Annotated in this window: 16 protein-coding genes; 9 read left to right on the forward strand and 7 right to left on the reverse strand. The window is 41.3% G+C overall.

Going from position 1 to position 19992, the window contains the following annotated elements:
* Positions 1–277 precede the first annotated feature (277 nt).
* The 3 genes from J2X77_RS11245 to J2X77_RS11255 all read right to left on the reverse strand — a co-directional run bounded on the left by J2X77_RS11245 (position 278) and on the right by J2X77_RS11255 (position 2231).
* The gene (locus J2X77_RS11245; RefSeq protein WP_310080776.1) at positions 278–904 is read right to left on the reverse strand and encodes a hypothetical protein; all 627 of its coding nucleotides are present in this window, start codon (positions 902–904) and stop codon (positions 278–280) included.
* Positions 905–1122: 218 nt separating this feature from the next.
* Positions 1123–1575 (reverse strand): hypothetical protein, encoded by a 453-nt coding sequence (locus tag J2X77_RS11250; RefSeq protein WP_310080778.1) that lies wholly within the window; start codon positions 1573–1575, stop codon positions 1123–1125.
* 146 nt (positions 1576–1721) lie between these two features.
* Positions 1722–2231, reverse strand: coding sequence for a hypothetical protein (locus J2X77_RS11255; protein WP_310080780.1), 510 nt, complete (start codon positions 2229–2231; stop codon positions 1722–1724).
* A gap of 962 nt (positions 2232–3193) precedes the next feature.
* Here J2X77_RS11255 and J2X77_RS11260 point away from each other — a divergent pair.
* The 4 genes from J2X77_RS11260 to J2X77_RS11275 are packed head-to-tail and all read left to right on the forward strand — an operon-like array spanning position 3194 to position 10376.
* On the forward strand, positions 3194–3577 hold the full coding sequence (locus tag J2X77_RS11260) for a hypothetical protein (RefSeq protein ID WP_310080782.1): 384 nt from the start codon (positions 3194–3196) through the stop codon (positions 3575–3577).
* A gap of 11 nt (positions 3578–3588) precedes the next feature.
* Positions 3589–5826, forward strand: coding sequence for a TlpA disulfide reductase family protein (locus J2X77_RS11265; RefSeq protein WP_310080784.1), 2238 nt, complete (start codon positions 3589–3591; stop codon positions 5824–5826).
* On the forward strand, positions 5813–9007 hold the full coding sequence (locus J2X77_RS11270) for a SusC/RagA family TonB-linked outer membrane protein (RefSeq protein WP_310080786.1): 3195 nt from the start codon (positions 5813–5815) through the stop codon (positions 9005–9007). Before J2X77_RS11265 ends, J2X77_RS11270 begins: the two co-directional genes overlap by 14 nt.
* 10 nt (positions 9008–9017) lie before the next feature.
* A complete protein-coding gene (locus J2X77_RS11275; RefSeq protein WP_310080789.1) occupies positions 9018–10376 on the forward strand; it encodes a RagB/SusD family nutrient uptake outer membrane protein in 1359 nt (452 codons plus the stop codon).
* Between the two features lie 45 nt (positions 10377–10421).
* Here J2X77_RS11275 and J2X77_RS11280 read toward each other — a convergent pair whose 3' ends face one another.
* The 4 genes from J2X77_RS11280 to J2X77_RS11295 all read right to left on the reverse strand — a co-directional run bounded on the left by J2X77_RS11280 (position 10422) and on the right by J2X77_RS11295 (position 12918).
* Positions 10422–10763 carry a hypothetical protein gene (locus tag J2X77_RS11280; RefSeq protein WP_310080791.1) on the reverse strand — a complete coding sequence of 114 codons (342 nt, stop codon included), beginning with the start codon at positions 10761–10763 and terminating at the stop codon, positions 10422–10424.
* A 180-nt stretch (positions 10764–10943) separates the two neighbouring features.
* The gene (locus tag J2X77_RS11285; RefSeq protein ID WP_310080793.1) at positions 10944–11486 is read right to left on the reverse strand and encodes a MauE/DoxX family redox-associated membrane protein; all 543 of its coding nucleotides are present in this window, start codon (positions 11484–11486) and stop codon (positions 10944–10946) included.
* Positions 11487–11579: 93 nt separating this feature from the next.
* Entirely contained in the window at positions 11580–11789 is a 210-nt protein-coding gene (locus J2X77_RS11290; protein WP_310080795.1) for a hypothetical protein, read from the reverse strand.
* On the reverse strand, positions 11764–12918 hold the full coding sequence (locus J2X77_RS11295; protein ID WP_310080798.1) for a hypothetical protein: 1155 nt from the start codon (positions 12916–12918) through the stop codon (positions 11764–11766). The genes J2X77_RS11290 and J2X77_RS11295 overlap by 26 nt, the downstream gene beginning before the upstream one ends.
* 366 nt (positions 12919–13284) lie before the next feature.
* Between J2X77_RS11295 and J2X77_RS11300 the strand changes: the two genes are divergently transcribed.
* From J2X77_RS11300 to J2X77_RS11320, 5 genes are all read left to right on the forward strand, one after another.
* Complete coding sequence (locus J2X77_RS11300; RefSeq protein ID WP_310080800.1) at positions 13285–14244, forward strand: LytTR family DNA-binding domain-containing protein; 960 nt, start codon at positions 13285–13287, stop codon at positions 14242–14244.
* Between the two features lie 92 nt (positions 14245–14336).
* Entirely contained in the window at positions 14337–14879 is a 543-nt protein-coding gene (locus J2X77_RS11305) for a hypothetical protein (protein ID WP_310080802.1), read from the forward strand.
* A gap of 39 nt (positions 14880–14918) precedes the next feature.
* Positions 14919–15446 (forward strand): hypothetical protein, encoded by a 528-nt coding sequence (locus J2X77_RS11310; RefSeq protein WP_310080804.1) that lies wholly within the window; start codon positions 14919–14921, stop codon positions 15444–15446.
* A 140-nt stretch (positions 15447–15586) separates the two neighbouring features.
* Positions 15587–16450 (forward strand): AraC family transcriptional regulator, encoded by an 864-nt coding sequence (locus J2X77_RS11315; protein WP_293955589.1) that lies wholly within the window; start codon positions 15587–15589, stop codon positions 16448–16450.
* 363 nt (positions 16451–16813) lie between these two features.
* A complete protein-coding gene (locus J2X77_RS11320) occupies positions 16814–19972 on the forward strand; it encodes a SusC/RagA family TonB-linked outer membrane protein (protein WP_310080806.1) in 3159 nt (1052 codons plus the stop codon).
* Positions 19973–19992 lie beyond the last annotated feature (20 nt).

A 19992-nucleotide genomic window follows, 5' to 3' on the forward strand; every position in this document is an offset into this window, starting at 1 on the left:
GAAAACATCATGTCAATAAACCATAAAAACTTAAAGGATCTATATCCTCAGAACTTCAAAAAATCAGCAGACCTGTAGTTCATAGGCCGGATACGTTCATCATTGGTTGAGAAATTATCAAGTAAGAAATTTCCGAAAGACGGATGTTCCGTTGTTGGAAATGGTTTTGTATAAATTTTATATACTTCTAATTTAGGTTCGTGTGCCATTAATACTTGGTTTGATCAGTAAATTTCTATTGTAATGAGTGGGGTATAGCAGTTGGTTGATAATTTTGCTATGTATTTTTATTTTGAATTTCTGTTCTTATCTCATTCAAAGCATCAGGAATTTTGCGAAGTTGCTTTAAAGTCTCCGATAACTCTGTTTGATAGAGCATTGTCTTTTTGTATCCTATTAATGAAATGGTAAATTTCTCTTTTCTATAATATTTTCCGTTCCTATCTAGAGAATAATTTATAATACCAGAATATGTCAAATCTCTTTTTTTAGCATAGAAATCGACTGTGCTATCTATAAAGAAGTTAAGTGTTTGATTTTTATTAAGAACAGGAATCTGATTTTGTTGACCCGTCAAAACATTGAAAGGGGAATCATCTCTTTGTATTAATATAATATCCCAGTCTATTGAAACATTGAATGCGGGGCTGTTTCCATAGTTCGAGAGTATCAATTGTAAGATTCTGGGCCTGCTTTTAACATCAAAATCAATGACTAATTGGGGATTATTTAGGGCTTCCTGTCTTTGAAAAACTTCAAATGCAATCCAAAAGGATGCTAGAGCAACAATGGTAGATATGGCAGCTACTAATGTTGCTATATCATTTTTTTTGAAATTAATATAGCAAAGTACACATGCTATAATTGTAAAAGCGATAATAATAAGTCTTCCTGTTATTTTCATTTATAGCTTAAAAAAGTGTTTATAAATATCAATACAATATTTGCTGTAATTTATGGACATATTAATTTTTATTATTCAGTGTTTCTATTACCAACCAATTTTTTCCTCTTCATTCTCCGTAGTCGTAACTCCATTTTTATCTTTCCATGCTATACTATCACTACGAAATACTCAAGTATAAAAGCTCTTGCGGTTGAAGAGCTTGAAAATTCATTAAATTAAATATTTTCTATCCCTACTACCTCTAATATTTCCTTTAATTCTTTTTTACTATAATTTCCCCAACTACCACCATTTTTTGAAAATGTGCCTTGTTCTATATAGGATCTGTATTCATTATCTAATTGATTAATTATTTCATCAACTTCAATATAGGTTTCAAATATGTTATCTGGTATAATAAGTAATCCTTTAGTATCATAAATATTTATATCATCAATATCTCCTATTCTGAATACATATTCTCCAATTCCATCACACTTTATAACATTTAAATAGATTCCAGTTAATTTTACATTTTCGAAAAAATCTTTTATAGACTCTAAAGGTTCATTAGGTTCTATAATAGATCGCGATCCAATGATGAATGGTAATGTTAGGCCATTTTTGAAATAACTATTTTGTTCGTAGTGGTTCAATAATTTAGCCCAATAGGTTGGTAAAGTTGGCATAAGTTTTTGATTTTATTGTTAGGAGTTCAAGTCCGATGGTATAGTTGTTCTATAATATCTCTTATCTCCCGAAAAACTCCTCAAACAATTCTCCTTGTTTATTACTGCCTGCGTTCCCAAACAGTAAGAGTTCGTAAGCTTTCACATCATTCCCCCTTTTTCTTAATCGGATACTTAGCTATATATTTTCCCATCAATTCACCTGGTTTTCTCCCTGTAGCTTTTTCGATAAGTATTAGTTCATACGGTTCAGGGGCACCAGTATTATAATATAAGTCGATTAGTCTTTGTTTTTCTATGCCTGTTTTGCACATAATAATATCAAAGGTATAATTAGCTTCAACTTCATCTCGCATGAATGTGCCAAAGTTGGTTCTTTCTTCAAGCTTATAATTAGTTACTAATTCAAGGTTTCTTTTTGTATAAACGGTGTCACGGACATTTTCTATCGTGTCACCAGAAAGTACAGCAATTTTATAGAAAGAGTGAAGAGAAACACTTTTCTTTTTTTTATTAATTATCTTGCTAATATCGCCTCCCGATACGTCGGTTAATTTAGCAAAAGCATCATTTGATAAACCTAGAATGATTTTTCTCGATAATACGTAATCTCCAAAATTATCTACTTCAATTACTAATAAGTCATTTTCCTCCATATATAATAGATATTTACAGTTTCCATTTAAAATCATTTTGTTAAATGGAATTATATTCCTATATTTGTTAAGCGATTTGAAAATCATGGCATTTTGCCTTGACTAACGATGTTCTTCTCGAACCCAAAAAAGAGCTAAATTTTTACCGAGAGAACCGTGTTGATCGCTCCGTGCACTGATATGCCATAAAAGTTTTATACTTTTGACATATGAGGTAGCATGTGAGCGGCTTCACGTAAACTTTGGTAGTCTTCTGAAAATCTCTTGTAGATTGTAAGAAGACGACAGGATTAGCTCTCCTGGGGTTCAAAGTGTGAGGCCGTTCCTTGCTTACCAATTAAGGTAAGGAGGTAACTTATCTCTTAGCTAAAGTTCATCGTTCATCATAACCAGATAAAATTATGAGAACGACTCCAGTTAAAACCCTAATTGACCAGTACCAGATCAAGGATCGACTTACTCGGTATTCCGCTAAGCAACATTTCAAAAATTTAATCCGCGCGCCAGATTAATCATTTAACCATACACAGCACGTAAAAGGAGAGGAGCAACAAAATGACTCGGCATTTCTGTTCAACAGAATCGCAATACTTCCCTTTGCGTGTCTGCCACCGACCCATTACTTCAATATTTAAATAGAGAATAAAAGGCAAGAAGATGGCTAGCACTAGATAATTGTTTTGCACCATAAATCTATGCAAACTTTTCTTCGAAGACAAATTTCTATTCAAAATTTTGTCGTAACACAACAAAGGGTCGGTTCTTCCTATCATTGTGGATGTCCGTGACGATCATATTATATAACCAGTAACGAAAAGAGTAAAACGGCATTCTGAGGTTTAGTTAATTAAAATTTTTTAACAGTGTAAGCTGTATTGAGACTTTGGGCTCGATAGGGGGATATTTTACCCTATTTTTTCCAAAAAATCTATGCAAAAACACGCCCTCAAAAGCCTAAAAAAATGAAAGAGCTTTTTAAAAAACTCGTCGCCTTTGACCTGGCCATGTACGAAATCCATCATCTGGAGTATGATCCAGTAGCATGTATCAAAGATTTTTGGACTAAGTATGATATGGACTCTTGTCGCAATCATCTAGTAGAACTGCTAACTGTTTATTTCGATCGAGACAGGGGAGTTAATCCTACTATCAGTACAACTGATGTACAGAATTTCTCCGTCGCATTGTTTCGCATGGTAATGGCATATTTTCTAATTCATTACAAAAAGATCAATCTGTCAGAGGTGGAGATTTCATTTCTCCGAAGCAACAGATTTATTGCTTGCGAACTCGAAAGTAGCAAGGAAATCTTCGATTTTTTTTATCAGCTTTCTCAAAACCACTAATAAACTAAATAATGAATATCCTGAAATTTTTAGCCTTTGTAATGGGCTGTATAATCTATATATTTAAAGTACCTGTGAAGCACTGCTTAAGTGCAGCTATAGCGCCATTTACGCAACTGTTGCGTAAGAATGTTAGACTAAAAAAGCGCTATACTAGTGAAATTCAGAATCGAATTAAAACAGCTGTTTCCTCGGGAGGCCTTCGGGTTTTGTTTGAGGAGCGTTCGACACTGCTTCGTACCACCGTCGACTCTTCTTCGGGAGCGCTTCGACTGTTGTTCGACAGCGCTTCGACTCCTACCCGAAGCGCTGTCGAAGCCCTGCCGAAGCCGAGTCGAAGAAGTACCAAACCTGTCCCGAATATGTCCCGAAGAAATCCCAAAGCTGAGCCAAAGGCCAGCCGACTAGGGGGAGAGGTATCACCTTCTAGGGACTTTTTCCTGACCAACTTCGCCCCAACTCCTGCCTTTAATGCGGCCGGCCTCGGGTTTTGCTTTACCGTTACTCGTATTTTATCCGAAGGAGACCCGAAGCCCACCCGAAGAAAATTCGAGCAATGCTGGGAGAAAGGGGGGAATTGGTTACCTATTGATCAGGTATTGGTTGAGAAATTAGTAATAGATCCTGTGTCATCCAATACAGTTGAACCTAAACGGTCTGTTTTGAGGTCTTTTAAGGCGATGTGTGCTTCTATTATATTACAACTTGATACTTTGTTTGGATTAATAGGTCCAGTTGTTCAGCGGGCTTTAAAATGCTTTTTATCTGTTGCAGATTATAAGTGTGCCTATCGCATCATTTTGACTTGCTTGTTTTTATGTTTAGTTTCTATGTTTAGTTTATCGGCTCAGACGCCCCGCAAGGAAAGCGGGGCCGATGGGCTAACTGCTATTCGGGCGTTGAAAGTGGGTGATCCTGTCGGCGATGATTTTTACACTTACGTGCACAAATCCGTTGACTGGAGCTCCAAAGCTATATCACAGACCAATCTTTCGTTGCATAAAAATAAGCTGATTATATTAGAATTCTGGGCTCCATGGTGTAGCCCTTGCTTAGGCTCTTTAAAGAAACTTGATTCGCTTAAAAAAAACTGGGATCAAGATAAAGTTGTCATCATACCTGTCACTACCATTGGATTGAAAGATATATCGAAAACATTAAATTATTTTAAGTGGGATTACCAATCAATCTATGAAGATAGCTTCCTCTCGACTCGATTTTCTCATCAAGCGTTGCCGTTTATGGTATGGATCAAAGATGGCCGTGTTATAGCAACCCCAAAAGCGGGGTATGCCAATACAGCGAATATCAATGCAGTTTTAAACGATAGTAAGTTTGAAGTCTTCAATAAAACGGAAGTTAAGCTAATCGATACGAAAACGACGCTTTTTACTAAGGATAATGGATTACCTGATCATGTTATTTACGATAGCCAAGACAGTAAATTGGTTGGATATATTGCAGGCTATACTGGAACAAATTTTAACGTGTTTAAGACCAGAGATTCGTTATCGCTGTATGCCATTAATTCAACCATAGATCGTATTTATCGAGAAGCTTATAAAGACCAAATATATCCGTACCAAAGCAAAAAGAGCGCGATTAGATGGAATGTCGGAGCTGATTTTACTTCATATCTGGAAGAAAGTAAACCAAAGGAAACTTGGACGGGCGATCTATACAAAGATAAGCAGTTAGAAGATTGGAAGCGGCAGCATTATTTTAGCATTATGGTGCGCGTCCCGAGAGACAGCGGGATCAATGGTGCAAGAATAAAAATGCAAAAGTTACTGGCTGCTCAGATTGAAGAGAAATTCGGTCTGACAGCAAAAGTGCAATACGGTGAAATAAGACGCTACCCGATTCTAATCCCGCGGAATACCATTAAACAAGCGGAGATAAGATTATCCCGAACGCTACAGCGTCCGCCAAAGAAAGGTTACGAAAACTACGCTGTCCCTTTTGGCGACCAACCGCATTTTAAGTTATTCATTGAGAATGCGCTCAAAAATTTAAAGTCGTTGGAATTGACAGAATATAGAATATGGGATCGGACAGGAATAGCACCTGATTTTCCGGCTAAATTTTCTTTTCCTATTGCGCTAGCACAAGAGCGAAAGTTTGGAAATATTCAAAATCTACTGAAGCAATATGGTTTACAGATCGTCATCGAGGAGAAACCAACCCCTTATTTGCTCATAAGTCAGTCCGTTGATCATTCAAATTCCAAGGGCCATGAAAATCTGTAGATGTTTGTTTGTGTTCATAGTGGGAATATGGACTTTAGGGCATGCTTATGGGCAGCAAATGGTGAGTGGTATCGTAAAAGATGAAGCGGGAAATGGACTCGGTCATGTAAGCTTGAGACTTGTTGGAACAGGGGGAATTATACGGGCTGATCAGTTCGGAAAATTCGAATTTGCTTTGGTCAGGCCTGATACTTTAATGGTAACCCGAACCGGAAAAATAGCTCAACGCATATTTATAGACCCCGGCAAAAGTCGTTTTTTTGAAATTGTCCTAAAGGAAAGTGTTAACGTGCTTCAAGAAGTTGAAGTCTCTACAGGATATTATCGTATTCCAAAGGAGCGTGCAACGGGCTCTTTTGAGATGATCAACAGTGATTTGCTGAATCGCAATCCCGATCCGAATATTATTGAGCGGCTCGAAGGGATAAGTTCGGTATTACAGTTTGACCGGTCAATTAATTCAGGCGAATTCTCAACAGATCCTAAGCTGCGGCTGCGGGGGCTGAGTACGATCAATTCTCAGACTGAACCATTGATTATTTTGGATAACTTTCCGTATGAGGGTTCATTGAATTCGATTAATCCAAACGATGTCGAATCCATCACTTTACTGAAAGATGCCTCAGCGGCATCCATCTGGGGGGCGAGAGCAGGGAATGGTGTAATCGTCATTACCACCAAGAAGGGAAAGTTTGCGCATTCTAATAATCTTGTATTTGGCAGTACATGGCAGTTGTCACAGCGGCCTGATCTTTTGTATTCCCGTGATTATCTTCCTTCGGCTTCCATGCTTGATGTAGAAGATAAACTCTTTGAGCTGGATAATTTTGATACTTCGGATTATTCAGCCTTGCCGGAATATATCACTTTGTTAATGGATCGTAAAAACAACGCCATTTCGGAAAAGGAGTTTGTTGAGAAAAGGAATTGGCTTGCACAGCACGATCTTAGAAAGGATGCGAGCAAGTATCTCTATAGACCCGCGCTGTTGCAACAATATGATCTGGCGCTAAATGGCGGTGGATCTATCTATAGTTATTGGCTCTCTTCATCCTTTTCCAAGAATAATTCCAATGTAAAGGGCAACAACAATAAAAGAAATACCCTCAGCCTCCGCAACCAGATCAAACTGACAAAAGATTTAGATCTTTCCTTTGGACTTAATTATGCCTGGATGGAAGCAAAGAATAACGGTTTGACATTGCAGGGACTAAAGGTCGGGAGCAGGGAACTCCCAAATTATACCGCATTGGTCGATGAAAATGGCTTTCCTATTTCCGTTACCGGAAGATATGCCAAAGATTACGTCGATCAGGCCGTAGTCAATGGTCTCCTGGACTGGAACTATGTGCCGCTAAACGAGGCCAAACTTAGAGACAGAAGATCGAATACAAAAGATCTTTTGATCAACTTGGGGGTGGGTTATACAATCTTGGATGGCTTGAAGCTTTCTATGAAATATCAAAATCAACGGCTCCGTACAGATCAAACCAATATGTATGATGCTGACTCGTATTATGTCCGGAATCTTGTCAATCAGTACACGCAACCCGATCTTAAACGTATTATTCCTGAGGGGGCCATCAAAGAAGGGTTTAATAACGAAATATCATCCCAGTCTGGAAGAATACAGGTGGATTTTAATCGGCAATATGGCGAGAAGAATGCGGTCAATGCCATTGCAGGTGCAGAGCTTCGCGAGACAAAAAGCTTCTCCAACCCCGGATATAGACTGTATGGCTACAACGATGCGGTATTGACAGCGCAATCAAATCTGGATTATGCCACATTTTATCCACTGAGGCCGCTCGGTTCAGCGACGGTACCATCTCCTCCAACAGGGATGGTGTCACTGACAGATCGATTTTTATCGTATTTTTTCAACGGTGCCTATACTTATGACGCCAAGCTGTCGCTCACCGCTAGTCTGCGTTGGGACGCCTCAAACCTTTTCGGTGTAAAGACGAATCAGAAAGGAGTACCGCTTTGGTCTGTAGGTAGTGCAATTAATCTGGATCGTTTCGACTGGATGAAATCAGAATGGATAAATAGCCTAAAGTTCAGAACAACGTATGGGGTAAGCGGCAACGTCAATAACACCGTTAGTGTTTATCCAATTACGTCGTTTTTCAGTGATGTCAATTTTGTTACGCAAAAAAGCTATGCACAACTAAAAAGTGTTGGCAACCCGGGATTGCGTTGGGAGAAAGTGCGGATGGTCAATATCGGACTAGATTTTGGACTGTTTAATAATTTGCTTTCCGGTTCTGTAGAGTACTATCAGAAAAATGCAAGTGATCTGATAGGGGTTAACTTTATGGATCCAACAACTGGTATTTTTGAAAAAACTGGTTTCTATCAGATTACTAACTTGATGAACTATGCGAAGCTTCGTACACAGGGTCTGGATCTGACGGTGAATGCCAATCTGGGTAAAAATCGTCTAAAATGGAATGGCTTGCTCTCATTCAGCTATACAGCAAACAAGGTACTTGATTATATGGCAAACTCCAATGTGACCATGTCCACAATGGTTTCGACGCCGATTCCTATTGTTGGTAAGAGTCTGGACCTGAATTATGCATGGCAATCGGGTGGGCTGGATCCTGCGACGGGCGAACTTTTAGCCCCGGATGGGACGAAGGACTATGTTGCATATATGAATAATGCAAAAATAGATGACCTCGCAGATATGGGCATGAAATTTCCGCCCTATGCAGGGGTGTTTAGGAATACGTTTTCTTATGGAAACTTTTCCCTAAGCGCGAGTGTGGATTATAAATTTGGTTTTTATTTTAAGCGTAGCACGATCAATTATAGTCAATTGTTCACCAGTGGAGTAGGACATATGGATTATTTAAAAAGGTGGCAGGTGCCGGGTGATGAAAAGACCACGTCTGTACCGGTATTTCCTGTAGATAAAAACATCAGCCGCGATGAGCTCTATGTGAATTCAGCATTGATGTATGAAAAGGGGGATTTCTTGAGATTGGCCGATTTACAGTTTTCCTACCGCACATTTCCGGGCTTTTTAAAAAATAAAGAATGTCGGCTGTTTGCAACAGTCAGGAATGTCGCATGGATCTATCGGGCGAATACTCTGGGGCTAATTCCCGACATGCCAAATGTTACTTATCCTAATCCGAGGACATGGATTATGGGTTTTCAGATTAACCTTTAATACGATGAATATGAAAAGAAATATGATAATGGCTGTGCTGCTTTTTTTAACGGGCTGTAATCCTGATTTTCTGGAACTGAAGAGGGACAAGTCTCAAGTTATCCCACAATCTTTGGAAGATTTGGATGCATTATTGAATGATTATTCGACCATCAATGTCGGGGCAGGTAAGTCGTTGGGTACGATCGCGGCAGGTGAGTTTTATGTGGAGGATAACACCTGGAATTTGGCGAGCTCGCAGCTGCAAAAGTTTGCTTACAATTGGTCTGAAGAAATAGTGAATACGCAAGAGAATGTGCCCGATTGGAACAACCTTTATAAGCGTGTCCTCTACGCCAACGTGATACTTGAAAGATTAGATCATATACAAACTCCTGTTCAAAATGCAGAGTACAACCGTATAAAGGGGAGTGCATTGTTCATTCGCTCGGATGCTTTTTTTAGTATTGCCCAACAGTTTGCTGCGCCTGCAGGTATGCCAGAATGGGATAGATTTGGGATACCGCTCAAATTAGAGAGCGATATCAACTTAATGACAACACGTTCTACGGTCACACAGACCTATAATCAGATCATCAGCGATCTGCTGTTGACGATAGGGATGTTGCCTGACAGAAGTGTAGATATGTATTCGCCCAGCAAAGTGGCAGCATACCTGTTATTGATACGGTGCTATATGCAACTGGGTGACTATAAACAGGCATTCGATTGCGCCACCAAGGCCAGAGCTATTGGTGGGGTTGTACTCGACTATAATACGGTATCGGGCACAAAAGCATATCCGTTTCCTACCTATGGCAATGGCAATCAAGAAATAATCTATATTGACGGATCAAATAGCTCAAATTTTTCCAGTAAAACAAAACTGTTAATACCCATTGAGTTTTATAACAGTTATGATGATAATGACCTGCGAAAAAAACTATTTTTTGAAAAGGATGCTAAAGGTAATATTCTTTACAAAGGTTCCTATCTAGGAAATGTAAACCATTTTGCCGGATATGCTTGGGATGAACTGTTGCTCAATGAAGCTGAATGTGCAATTCGGTTGGGGCAATCTGATCAAGGAATTGATGTACTCAACCAGTTGCTATCTAAGCGGTTTGTTTCTGGAAAATTTCAGCCGATAGCAAGTACATCTCAAAAGCAGGCATTACAACTGGTTTTATTGGAACGACAGAAAGAATTGTTGTTAAGAGGAATAAGGTGGTCTGATTTAAGGCGCTTGAATAGAGAGGAAGATCATGCCATACGACTAAAGCGGAGGGTAAACGATAAGGAATATGAATTACTGCCGAATAGTACCCGATATATTTTTCCCATCCCTAAAGATGTGATGCTAAAAAGCAATATTGAACAAAACCCTTAAGTTATCAGCCAGCCCTAACTAGGGCTGGCTGATAGGTATAAATTATTAGTTTGGATTGTCTCTGTACGTGTAGTCATTGATGCTTACACCAGATAAAGCCAAGGCTTGAGCGACGGTTTTGTTTGAAAGATCGTGATTGTTCGGATTGATGAATTGTACGTTACAGCGTGTATTTTTTTCTTCGAAATCACATTCACCGCCCGATGTGGGATCAGGTGTTGCACTTCCCAATTGGTCATCGTTCGGATTAGATGCCATACTTGTAATTTGATACCAAGGCGTACTGAACATCGATTTTGCATAACTAAAACCTCCATAACCCAATAAAAGTGTCATGGCAAATACGGCCAAACCGTGTTTTTTAATAAAATTACCTGAATTTCTCATGTCTTTAATTTTTAAGTTTTTTTACTTTAATTTTTTAAATTTCTTTTTTATCCCTTCGCTGCGTCGGTTTTCTGTACGTAGCCATCGACAGTAGCGCTGGAACACCATAAGTGTCTTTTGGCAGACGCGCCCTTCACCTGGATCAGCCTCGAATCCAAGTTCCGCTGTTAATCGGGTACACTATTCTTTTTTTAACCTAGCACTGGTTTTCAATCTCATGACATCTTGAGCTTCTGAATTTATCGCTATACGTAGGGGATGATGCCCCCCACTATGGCTATTATTGCTATTTTTTGAACCGTAATTTCTAAACGCGGATAACTCCAGGTGCAAGCCGATTAGGCTGATCAGTAAAAATCCGATATTAAGCCACAGATGCGCCATCCAGCCCACGTGATGGAATACAAGGCCGCATCCGCAGGGGATTTTGCCCCATACGTTTAAGACCGCTAGGCTTACATAGCCAACAAAAACCACCATCAGCAATGCGGAGAGTCCAAATGCCCATACTCTCATCTTGGGTACGATAAACAGTAGGCCCACCGTAAGCTCAATCGTAGGTAAGGTATTGGCAAGTAAAATTCCCAGACGGTCGCTAAACGGCTGTTGTATCATCGCAGACTTGAACAGTTCATAGTCGATAAACTTGTCCAGACTGATCGGGATCCAAAGTGCCATCAGTGTAATGACGATGATCTGATAGGTAATCTTTTTCGCTTTCATGGTGCATACTGTGTAAGTCTTAAAGCAAAGAAAAGACAATAAGCAGCAATCTTATATAGAAGGATTTCGCCAAGAAAACCGCCTTTAAAGTAGCTAGGGCAATGTTGACTGATGTAATTGGGGATATAGCGGTGTTACTTCTATCACAACGGAGAGCAGAGGGAACAGCGCATGCAAAGGATGCAGCGTGCTGTTTTTAGGGACAATAGGCTGTGCAGGAGGTGCCGGCACTGGAGGGGGATAAAGTGGAATCCCCCAAGTTTTTTTGAAAAGGCCATTATTTTCTTCGCTCCACTTCTTCAATGTCGTTTTTTATACAATGCAGCATTTCTTTAAGCTTATCTTCGATTATATAGAGACTGAGTATATGCTCGAATTTGTTGAATTTGGCCAGCTGATTGGCCGTGATGCGATTGCCGCGATCGGTAACGGTATGCTGCGCTACGCCAATGGCTGCATCACTTTTATGCTTATTTTTAAACAGGCCCACTTTACTGCAATAGTGGAATAGGCAGGTAAGACCCTCGCCCGTCAGCGTCGTATGGATCCCATTGGAAGATGCGGGAATCTCGGGGCGTGAATCATTGTTTACCGATGCCAGTTTCGACATTTTTTCAAGATAATCCAGTTCGGCCCAAATGTATTCATTCATCATTGTTTTGAGATGGGGTTGCTCAATATCGTAATAAAGCATCGGCAGGGGATGATAATGGGTAATTTCTTTTTCCATAAGCAGCAGTGTAGACAGCTTTTCCGAACGGGGGAGCGTATCGATCTGCGCTTCGATCTGTTCATGCCACCGGTTGCATAAGCCGAGATAGTTAAAGTTGTAGCGGATCAGTAACTCAATAAAACGTTTGGCGTAATGCTTGACACGTTTATCATGGGCAAGGCTTTCTAGTGCCGAAAGGAAAGTTTCCAACCATTCGACATGGTAGTATAGTAGTTTGGGCGGCTTATGCTCGTCAAACAGGCTATTTAGACCATATTGGATTTCTAAAAGATATTTTTCGTCAAGCTGCTTGGCCTGTAAATGCACCGATAATTGAGCAAGTTTTGTGAGGCTGTTCGATTTGAGCAGCTGTTGGTCGTATATGGGCAGTTCTTCCGAAGGATTCATATGCTCTTTAAAGCGCTCAATGCTCTGGCTAATACTCTCGTGCAGTTTTTTAATGGTATCATCCGGCTGCTGGGCCTTGTACAGGTAAAGCTTGTCAAATAACAGCCTGAATTTGGTGTAATAGCGGCGAAAAGATTCTTTGGCCATGCGCGATTTCGCGTGACTGATATAGAGCTGTTCCGAATCGCGTATCAGCGCATCGCAGGCGATGACGATCGCTTCGTCACTTGGTATATAATTCCCATTTGGGCTATCCTGCAGTATGCCATAAGCAAGAATGGCATCTTCCAGTTGGTTCAACGATCGGATCATAACTTATTTTTTTAAGGTACATCGTCATTCGGTCTGCACCAAATGGCATTGCTGTAATTGTTCATCCAATAATGAATTATGCTATTATAAAATTAACAAGGTCTTTCCTCGAAGTCAAGGTAAAATGTTGGCATCGGAATGAATGGTATAGAACAAATGTCTAAATCTTGCTTTAGAACTGTCTACAGAGGGTTTTCTAGGATGTTATAAAAATGAAATTATAGGATGAACGGTAGTTCGCACTGCGCTCTTACAGTGAAATAAGGCAGTATTTCTTCAGTTGTGACGAAATACTGTAAGGCTGTTTTGTTTTTTTATTTGATAAATTAGTTATTTTAGGTTGCCTTAATCAATTCCACAATTTTTATGCAGACTAAAAAGCTTATCGAAACCTTTCATTCCGAGATCCATGTCAACTACTTACCGATTAGACTCCAGCTACTTTTGGCGATTCTATTGGGTAATTTTTTCTGTTCGCCGGGCGCGTTTCTTGTTTTCGATGCGCGGTATTCTGCACCGAAATTTTATCTGTACTGGCTTCTTTCCGCATCGATCGCGATGGCGGTGCTTAGCGGTATGCATATGTTCAATAAGTACATGGATAGGAAACTTTCTTGGCTGACGGATTTTAAGCCCAGGCTGATCAGGCAGGTTCTCTACGGGTGGGTATTGCCTTCGTTGCTCACCGTAATTTTCGCCGTGCTGGTATTTTTACCATTTAACGAAGAAGGTTGGCGAGTCATTATGCGCTACCTGTCCAACGAACTTGGGTTCTTGTTTTTGTTTATTTTCATCTTGAATCTGCTCTTTATGGTGATATATGTGATGCGGTTTGCCCGATTTGTGAAAGATCAATACTTAGAGGCCGAAATTGAGAAAACAGTCCTCCGAGAAATCATTGTCACCTACGAAGAGCTGCAGCTGAAAGCGGAGGCCGAACGGGTAGACGATATTTCGGATGCGGTTAGTCTCGATTCCTGTCTGAAAGTAAAGTATGGTTACGAAGATAATTACGTGCCGCTGCATGGGATTGCGCTTATCAAAAGTTCGGCAGATGACAAAAGGCTGCTTACCTTAACCGGAAGTCGCGAGTATACCCACAACTATAGTCTCGACAACCTGATGAAGGTACTTGATCACGATCAATACTATCTGATGTACAGGCGTTATATCGTCAATCGGAGTATTATAAAAGGATACAAGCCTTTAGCCAATGGGGTGCTGGCTATCGCGTTGAAAGATAGCTTCGGCAAGCATGAGGAGGTAATGGTTAGCCGGTATGATGCTGCTGATTTTAAGCGCTGGTTTGAGATGTCGGCTGAATGAAGAAGGTTTGTAATGGACGTATCTATTGTTGAAGAAATGTCTATTTAATCATCAGTAGCGCAAATACTGCTCAAAATTTAATATTTTAGCGTATGAAGTATTTAATAATTGTATTGTTATCCTGTTTCAGTGGCTATTCAGTGCACGCACAAATTCAAACGCAGGGGAGTAGCACCGGTCAAGATGCAAAGACCTATGTCATGGTCGCCAATAAGCTCAATACCGATTTTAATTACAAATTACTGGACAATTTTGAGCAGTCTTTTTCGGATCTGGTTGCGGAAAATAATAGTCGGGAATTAATATTTAATCCGATCGGTGGCAAGTACCACTATTATAAATTTATCGCCACCTATAAAGCGCGGGGTATCTCACCGAATAGTGATCCTGCCAAACCGGAACAAACTTTTCATAATATCTTAATCCTCAAAACTGACGATCAGCAGAAGATTGTAGATGGCTACCATTTTGTGTTGGAATGGGGTGAAAAACCACTATCCTATCCCTTATTTAAGGTAAATTCTGCGGGTGTACCCCTGCAGGAAGGCTTGTCTTTAAAGCAACTAAATCTAAAAAGAGTGACGGACAATTCGGATTTTGATAGCGATGGTAAGATCAAACTGTCGAGCCGGTAACGTTTAAAAAAGAAGTTAAGAATATCTTAGAACAATCGTATGGAATTGGATAGCCTTTACATAAGTATTAAAATAGAAAAATCGAGATTGAACGAGTTTTTTTCTTTTAAACCGATTTCCCCGAACAAAGACGATAATTGGTCGCAGTGGTGGGAGAGCCGGCAGATGTACAGCAAAACTGCTTTGGAAAATATCCCAAGTTATTCACATTCGTGTATTCGTGAAGTCTTCGATGATCTGCTCAAAGACCCATTTTATGGTGCGAAGGAGCATTATGATGAGGAGAGGCAACATTGGACATTTGCCGTGCTGAACTTCAGTGAAAACTATCTTGAAATATTGCCGATGCTGGCTCTCTTAAAACAACTGGAGGGCTATGTTTTGGATGGTTATGCCCTTATTTTTGACTGGATGTGGGGTGGAGATACGGTGATGGCGTACCTTGACATTAGGGAAGGAACTGCCTTGCTCGAAACGGTTACTGAATCCTATGCGGTTGAACTGAAACGATTTGAAGAAGCTAACCAAAGCTTACAATTGCTGGCCGAAGAGCTCGGGGCTGGGTAGCAAGCCGATAGTGATTTTTATTGTGTGCAGATTGTAACCAATTATCACCGTATTTTAACATCTTTGGTTCAGGTATTGCAACAGTGAAATGGCTTGTTTATATTTAATGTCATATTGACATTTAACTAATCTAACTTGTTATGAAGCCAGTTCAATTTAAGGTTCCTGCCCCTCAGGACAAATCTATCTATATTCAAGAAGATGTGCTGGATAAGTTTTATCCATACATGCATCGTCATGAAGAATATCAATTAATCTGGATCAAGGAAGGTATCGGCCAGCTACTGGTGGACGATAATGTACATGAATTTCAGCCGGGAGACATTTTTCTATTGGGAACAAATCAGGCCCATGTTTTTAAAAGTTTCTTTGCAGGCGACCATGTGCGCTCGATCTCTTTATTCTTTAGCACCAAAGGTGCATTGTCTACCATGGCGACGATGCCCGAACTCCGAAACCTGCTCGATTTTGTGCATAAATGCCAGCGCGGATTTAGGGTTCCACCCAAACTTCATGCAGAGGTATCTCAATACATCGAAGTCCTGCAAAAGTCTGATTTTTTGGATCAGCTCGTCAATTTCTTTTATTTATTAAAAACGCTCAGCAAAGTATTCACCGAACTGGAACCGCTTTCGGGTGTACAATTGCCCAAAAGAGAGATCTCCAAACCGTTCCGAATAGAGAAATTATGTCAATTTTTGGAAGAGCACTTTAAAGAGGATATCAGTTTGGATGAAATCGCCGAAAAAGCAAACCTGACGCCACACGCCTTTTGCCGCTATTTTAAAAATTGCACGGGAAAAACATTCATCGCCTACCTGAATGAACTGCGTATCCGCGAAGCCTGTAAATTGCTGGGGCTGGGTAGGCACGATTCGATCTCGCTGATTGCCTACGATTCGGGCTTCAATAGCATCACCAACTTTAACCGTGTTTTTCGCAGTATATTGGGCATATCGCCAAAGATATATGTGCGCAACTACAGAAATTACTTATACGATTAGCCGGTTTTATAGCCACGGCCTTATTTACGCGCCGCTTTGCTAATTGCAACCCTATCCGTCTAGCTAACGAAGGTATCTATCCATCGCTTAGTTAGACGGATTCATTGTTTTTATACCCCTTCTGACGCAATTATACCCCCTTGGATCCCAGCTTTTTCTTTTGTTAAAATGTTAGAATGAGTGGGTAAGATCTGACCGAAATCCACTATTTCGAAGTACTATTTTTGTTACAGAAAGAAGAACTAATCAATTTTTAACATGCTGCTACTATCCTTTTTGCGAAAAGGATCGCGTTTGTCCCAGGGATCTAATGTGTGATTGCCAGTATGCTAAACTGAACATCTGCTTAACGAAATTATGACTATGTATGAAAATCTTCCAAAAAAATGCCTAACGGGTATTTTGATGTTGCTGCTGTTGCTATGTCAACAGCTGTATGCGCAACAACAGAGAACGGTCACGGGGATCGTTAAAGACGAAAAAGGCACCCCTCTGCCTGATCTCAGTGTTTTAGAGAAAGGCGTCAGCAATGCGACCAAAACGAGTGCTGATGGGAAATTTACCTTAAAACTGAAATCGGCAAATCCAACCTTGATTTTTAGTTCCCTCGGCTATGTGCGGCAAGAAAAACAGCTGCGCGATGGCGACAACACCATTCAGATTACCATGAAAGAAGATGGGACGGGGCTCGATGAGGTCGTTGTAATGGGCTATCAGGATGTGCAGCGGCGCAAAACGACAGGGGCCATCACTACCGTGAAGGGTAAGGATTTTGAAAATACGCCTTACGCCACCTTCGACGCCATGTTGCAGGGACGTGTGGCGGGTCTGACAGTATTGAGTACATCGGGCGAACCGGGTACCAATAACATCGTCAATATCCGCGGAACGAGCAACCTCGGCTTGGCCGATAATCAGCTGCAGGCCCCCTTGTATGTCATCGACAATATTATTTACGATGTGAGCGATATACAGGCGGCTTACGGAAATGCAAGCCCGTTGCAGGCTATTAATCCCAACGATATCGAATCGGTTGATATCTTAAAAGATGCCTCGGCATCGGCCATCTATGGTGCGCGTGCAGCAAATGGGGTTATCATCATCAAAACCAAACGTCCGGCAGTGGGTAAACCCGAAATCAGGATCTCGGCATACAACGGGGTTTCGAGCCGTCCGGCCATGAAGCCCATCACCGTGGGCGCAGCCGAGCGTAGGCTGAAAATGAATTTGATTTATCAGGGTGGATCGTACGACTGGTTCAACAATGGCTTGATCAGTCCGATGTTGACGGATAGTTTAAACCCTGCATTTAACAATAATACGGATTGGCAGGGGCTTTTTCTGCAGTCGGCCAACATCAACAATGTGAATGTGAGTATCGGTGCCACCATGGAAAAGTTTTTATACCGTTTCTCGGCGCAGCGCTACTATGAGCAGGGTGTGATGATGGGTTTTGAAAATGAAAACCTAACGCCGCGCCTCATGTTGCAGGCCAATCCGACAGACAATTTTCAGTTTGAGACCAACTTGTTCGCCGGTTTCACAAAAGCAAAACATGGGTCGGGGGACGATTCGAAATATCCTTTTAGTACCTGGGGCTTTCCTTCGTCTTTCTATCAGATAACCGACGTGGACGAACAGATCTATACGGGGCGCTACGATGGCATGATGGACCGCGATAACGCGATCAGCCTGAATGGTAACTTTGCCGGAACGCTTAAAAAGTTTCTGATCAATGGCTTGACCCTGCGCTCGCAGTTTTCGTTCAATGTCAACAACAATACGCGCGACCTCTTTCGTCCCAAACTGCTGACAGGTAATAGAAACTATGCTCAGAATTGGGTGAACCAGAATAAACGCTGGGAATGGGAAACCTATTTTAACTACATCAAGAGCATTCGCGATACCCATAATATAAGTGCCGTGTTGGGTACCGGTATTGAACGCAATACGTCCAATGCAAACTATATGTATGGCTATAACGACAATGGGAATTATGTAAAAACCGTAACGGGTATCCCTTCTGGCCCCGATCTTTATGCTACCACTTCCATCAATGAGCGCTCGCGTGTATCGGTATTCGGTCGTTTTGGGTACGATTACAAAGACAAGTACCTGCTTTCTGCCAGCTATCGCATGGACGCATCGTCGCGCTACAGCAAGGATAACCGTTGGGGCATTTTTCCGTCAATATCTGCCGGCTGGGTGCTTTCGCAGGAGCCCTTTTTCCAGGGGGTGAAAAATGCCATATCCTTTTTCAAAATTAGGGGTAGCTATGGCGTTACCGGACGTGATCCGGGCTCGTACTACGCGCGCTATACCGGGCTGACTTTTGATGCCTCATACGCTGGCTCGGTATTGGAAAATGGTATTGGTGGTTCGGTACTCTCTTATAATGGCAAGCCTACTGTAGCGCCTAATTATGGCGCGGCAGCAACCTCGCCGACGATCCGATGGGAGCGCTCGCCGCAGTTTAATGCCGGTTTTGATATGAACCTCCTGCACGATCGCGTTACCGTGACTGCCGATTTTTATGTGCGCGACTCCAAACAGCTGGTATACGATCTGAACATGCCATTGACCTCAGGATACAGCACGGTTTCCAACAATTTTATCAGTGTGAGAAACAGTGGGGTAGAAATGACGCTTATCTCACGCAATATGGCTCCGTCGTCGGAATTCCAGTGGACCACCAATTTCAATATTGCTTACAATAAAAACTATGTCACCAGCCTCCCCGGCGGTGGACAGGAAATACAGGTGGGACCGGTATGGATGCAACGTGCACTGAACGTAGGTCAGCCTATTTTCCCGTTTAAAGTATGGGATGTGGATGGAGTATATGCGACCACTGCAGATGTACCTGTAGATCCTTTGACAGGAAAAAGACTTACGCATTTTAGGGGGAATTTATATCAGGCCGGCGATCCGCGCCGCCGGGACGTGAATGGAGATTACACCATCGACCACAACGACAAAATTGATATGGGAAATCCAAATCCTGACCTCGTAGGCGGATTTATCAACCAGTTTTCTTACAAGAATTTTAGCTTATCCACACTGGTGAGCTTTGTGTTTGGACGCTCATTATGGAACGGTTATATGTCGGACAAATTGCAGGATGCGGGTTCATCTAACCTGTATTCGACCTGGGGTACCAATTCGGCCATTGCTGGCGATTTTAACCCCAGCGACTTCTGGATGAAAGATGGGGATCAGACCAAATACCCATCGCTGTTTCACAATACGGTCGACAATTGGCACATCGCCAACAGCACATTTGTGGAAAATGCCAGTTTTGTACGCCTCAAAAATATTCAGCTGAGCTATATGTTCCCACAGGCCATCATAAAGAAGCTTAAATTGAAAATGCTCCGCGTGTATGGTGTGGTGGATAATGTGGCTGTTAAGTCTTGGTCGACGGTGCCAGATCCTGAAGCGGTGGAAGCCAACGGTTATTCAACGGGTAACGGATATCCGATCCCTAAGAAATGGACTATAGGCCTGGATGTTACCTTTTAATCGTGTCAGTTCCATCGCAT

This window comes from Sphingobacterium sp. 2149 (genome assembly GCF_031455655.1).
Classification (GTDB): domain Bacteria; phylum Bacteroidota; class Bacteroidia; order Sphingobacteriales; family Sphingobacteriaceae; genus Sphingobacterium.

Coding starts and splice junctions, on each gene's coding strand:
- J2X77_RS11245 (WP_310080776.1), bottom strand. CDS start 904: ATGAAAATAACAGGAAGACTTATTATTATCGCTTTTACAATTATAGCA.
- J2X77_RS11250 (WP_310080778.1), bottom strand. CDS start 1,575: ATGCCAACTTTACCAACCTATTGGGCTAAATTATTGAACCACTACGAA.
- J2X77_RS11255 (WP_310080780.1), bottom strand. CDS start 2,231: ATGGAGGAAAATGACTTATTAGTAATTGAAGTAGATAATTTTGGAGAT.
- J2X77_RS11260 (WP_310080782.1), top strand. CDS start 3,194: ATGAAAGAGCTTTTTAAAAAACTCGTCGCCTTTGACCTGGCCATGTAC.
- J2X77_RS11265 (WP_310080784.1), top strand. CDS start 3,589: ATGAATATCCTGAAATTTTTAGCCTTTGTAATGGGCTGTATAATCTAT.
- J2X77_RS11270 (WP_310080786.1), top strand. CDS start 5,813: ATGAAAATCTGTAGATGTTTGTTTGTGTTCATAGTGGGAATATGGACT.
- J2X77_RS11275 (WP_310080789.1), top strand. CDS start 9,018: ATGAAAAGAAATATGATAATGGCTGTGCTGCTTTTTTTAACGGGCTGT.
- J2X77_RS11280 (WP_310080791.1), bottom strand. CDS start 10,763: ATGAGAAATTCAGGTAATTTTATTAAAAAACACGGTTTGGCCGTATTT.
- J2X77_RS11285 (WP_310080793.1), bottom strand. CDS start 11,486: ATGAAAGCGAAAAAGATTACCTATCAGATCATCGTCATTACACTGATG.
- J2X77_RS11295 (WP_310080798.1), bottom strand. CDS start 12,918: ATGATCCGATCGTTGAACCAACTGGAAGATGCCATTCTTGCTTATGGC.
- J2X77_RS11300 (WP_310080800.1), top strand. CDS start 13,285: ATGCAGACTAAAAAGCTTATCGAAACCTTTCATTCCGAGATCCATGTC.
- J2X77_RS11305 (WP_310080802.1), top strand. CDS start 14,337: ATGAAGTATTTAATAATTGTATTGTTATCCTGTTTCAGTGGCTATTCA.
- J2X77_RS11310 (WP_310080804.1), top strand. CDS start 14,919: ATGGAATTGGATAGCCTTTACATAAGTATTAAAATAGAAAAATCGAGA.
- J2X77_RS11315 (WP_293955589.1), top strand. CDS start 15,587: ATGAAGCCAGTTCAATTTAAGGTTCCTGCCCCTCAGGACAAATCTATC.
- J2X77_RS11320 (WP_310080806.1), top strand. CDS start 16,814: ATGTATGAAAATCTTCCAAAAAAATGCCTAACGGGTATTTTGATGTTG.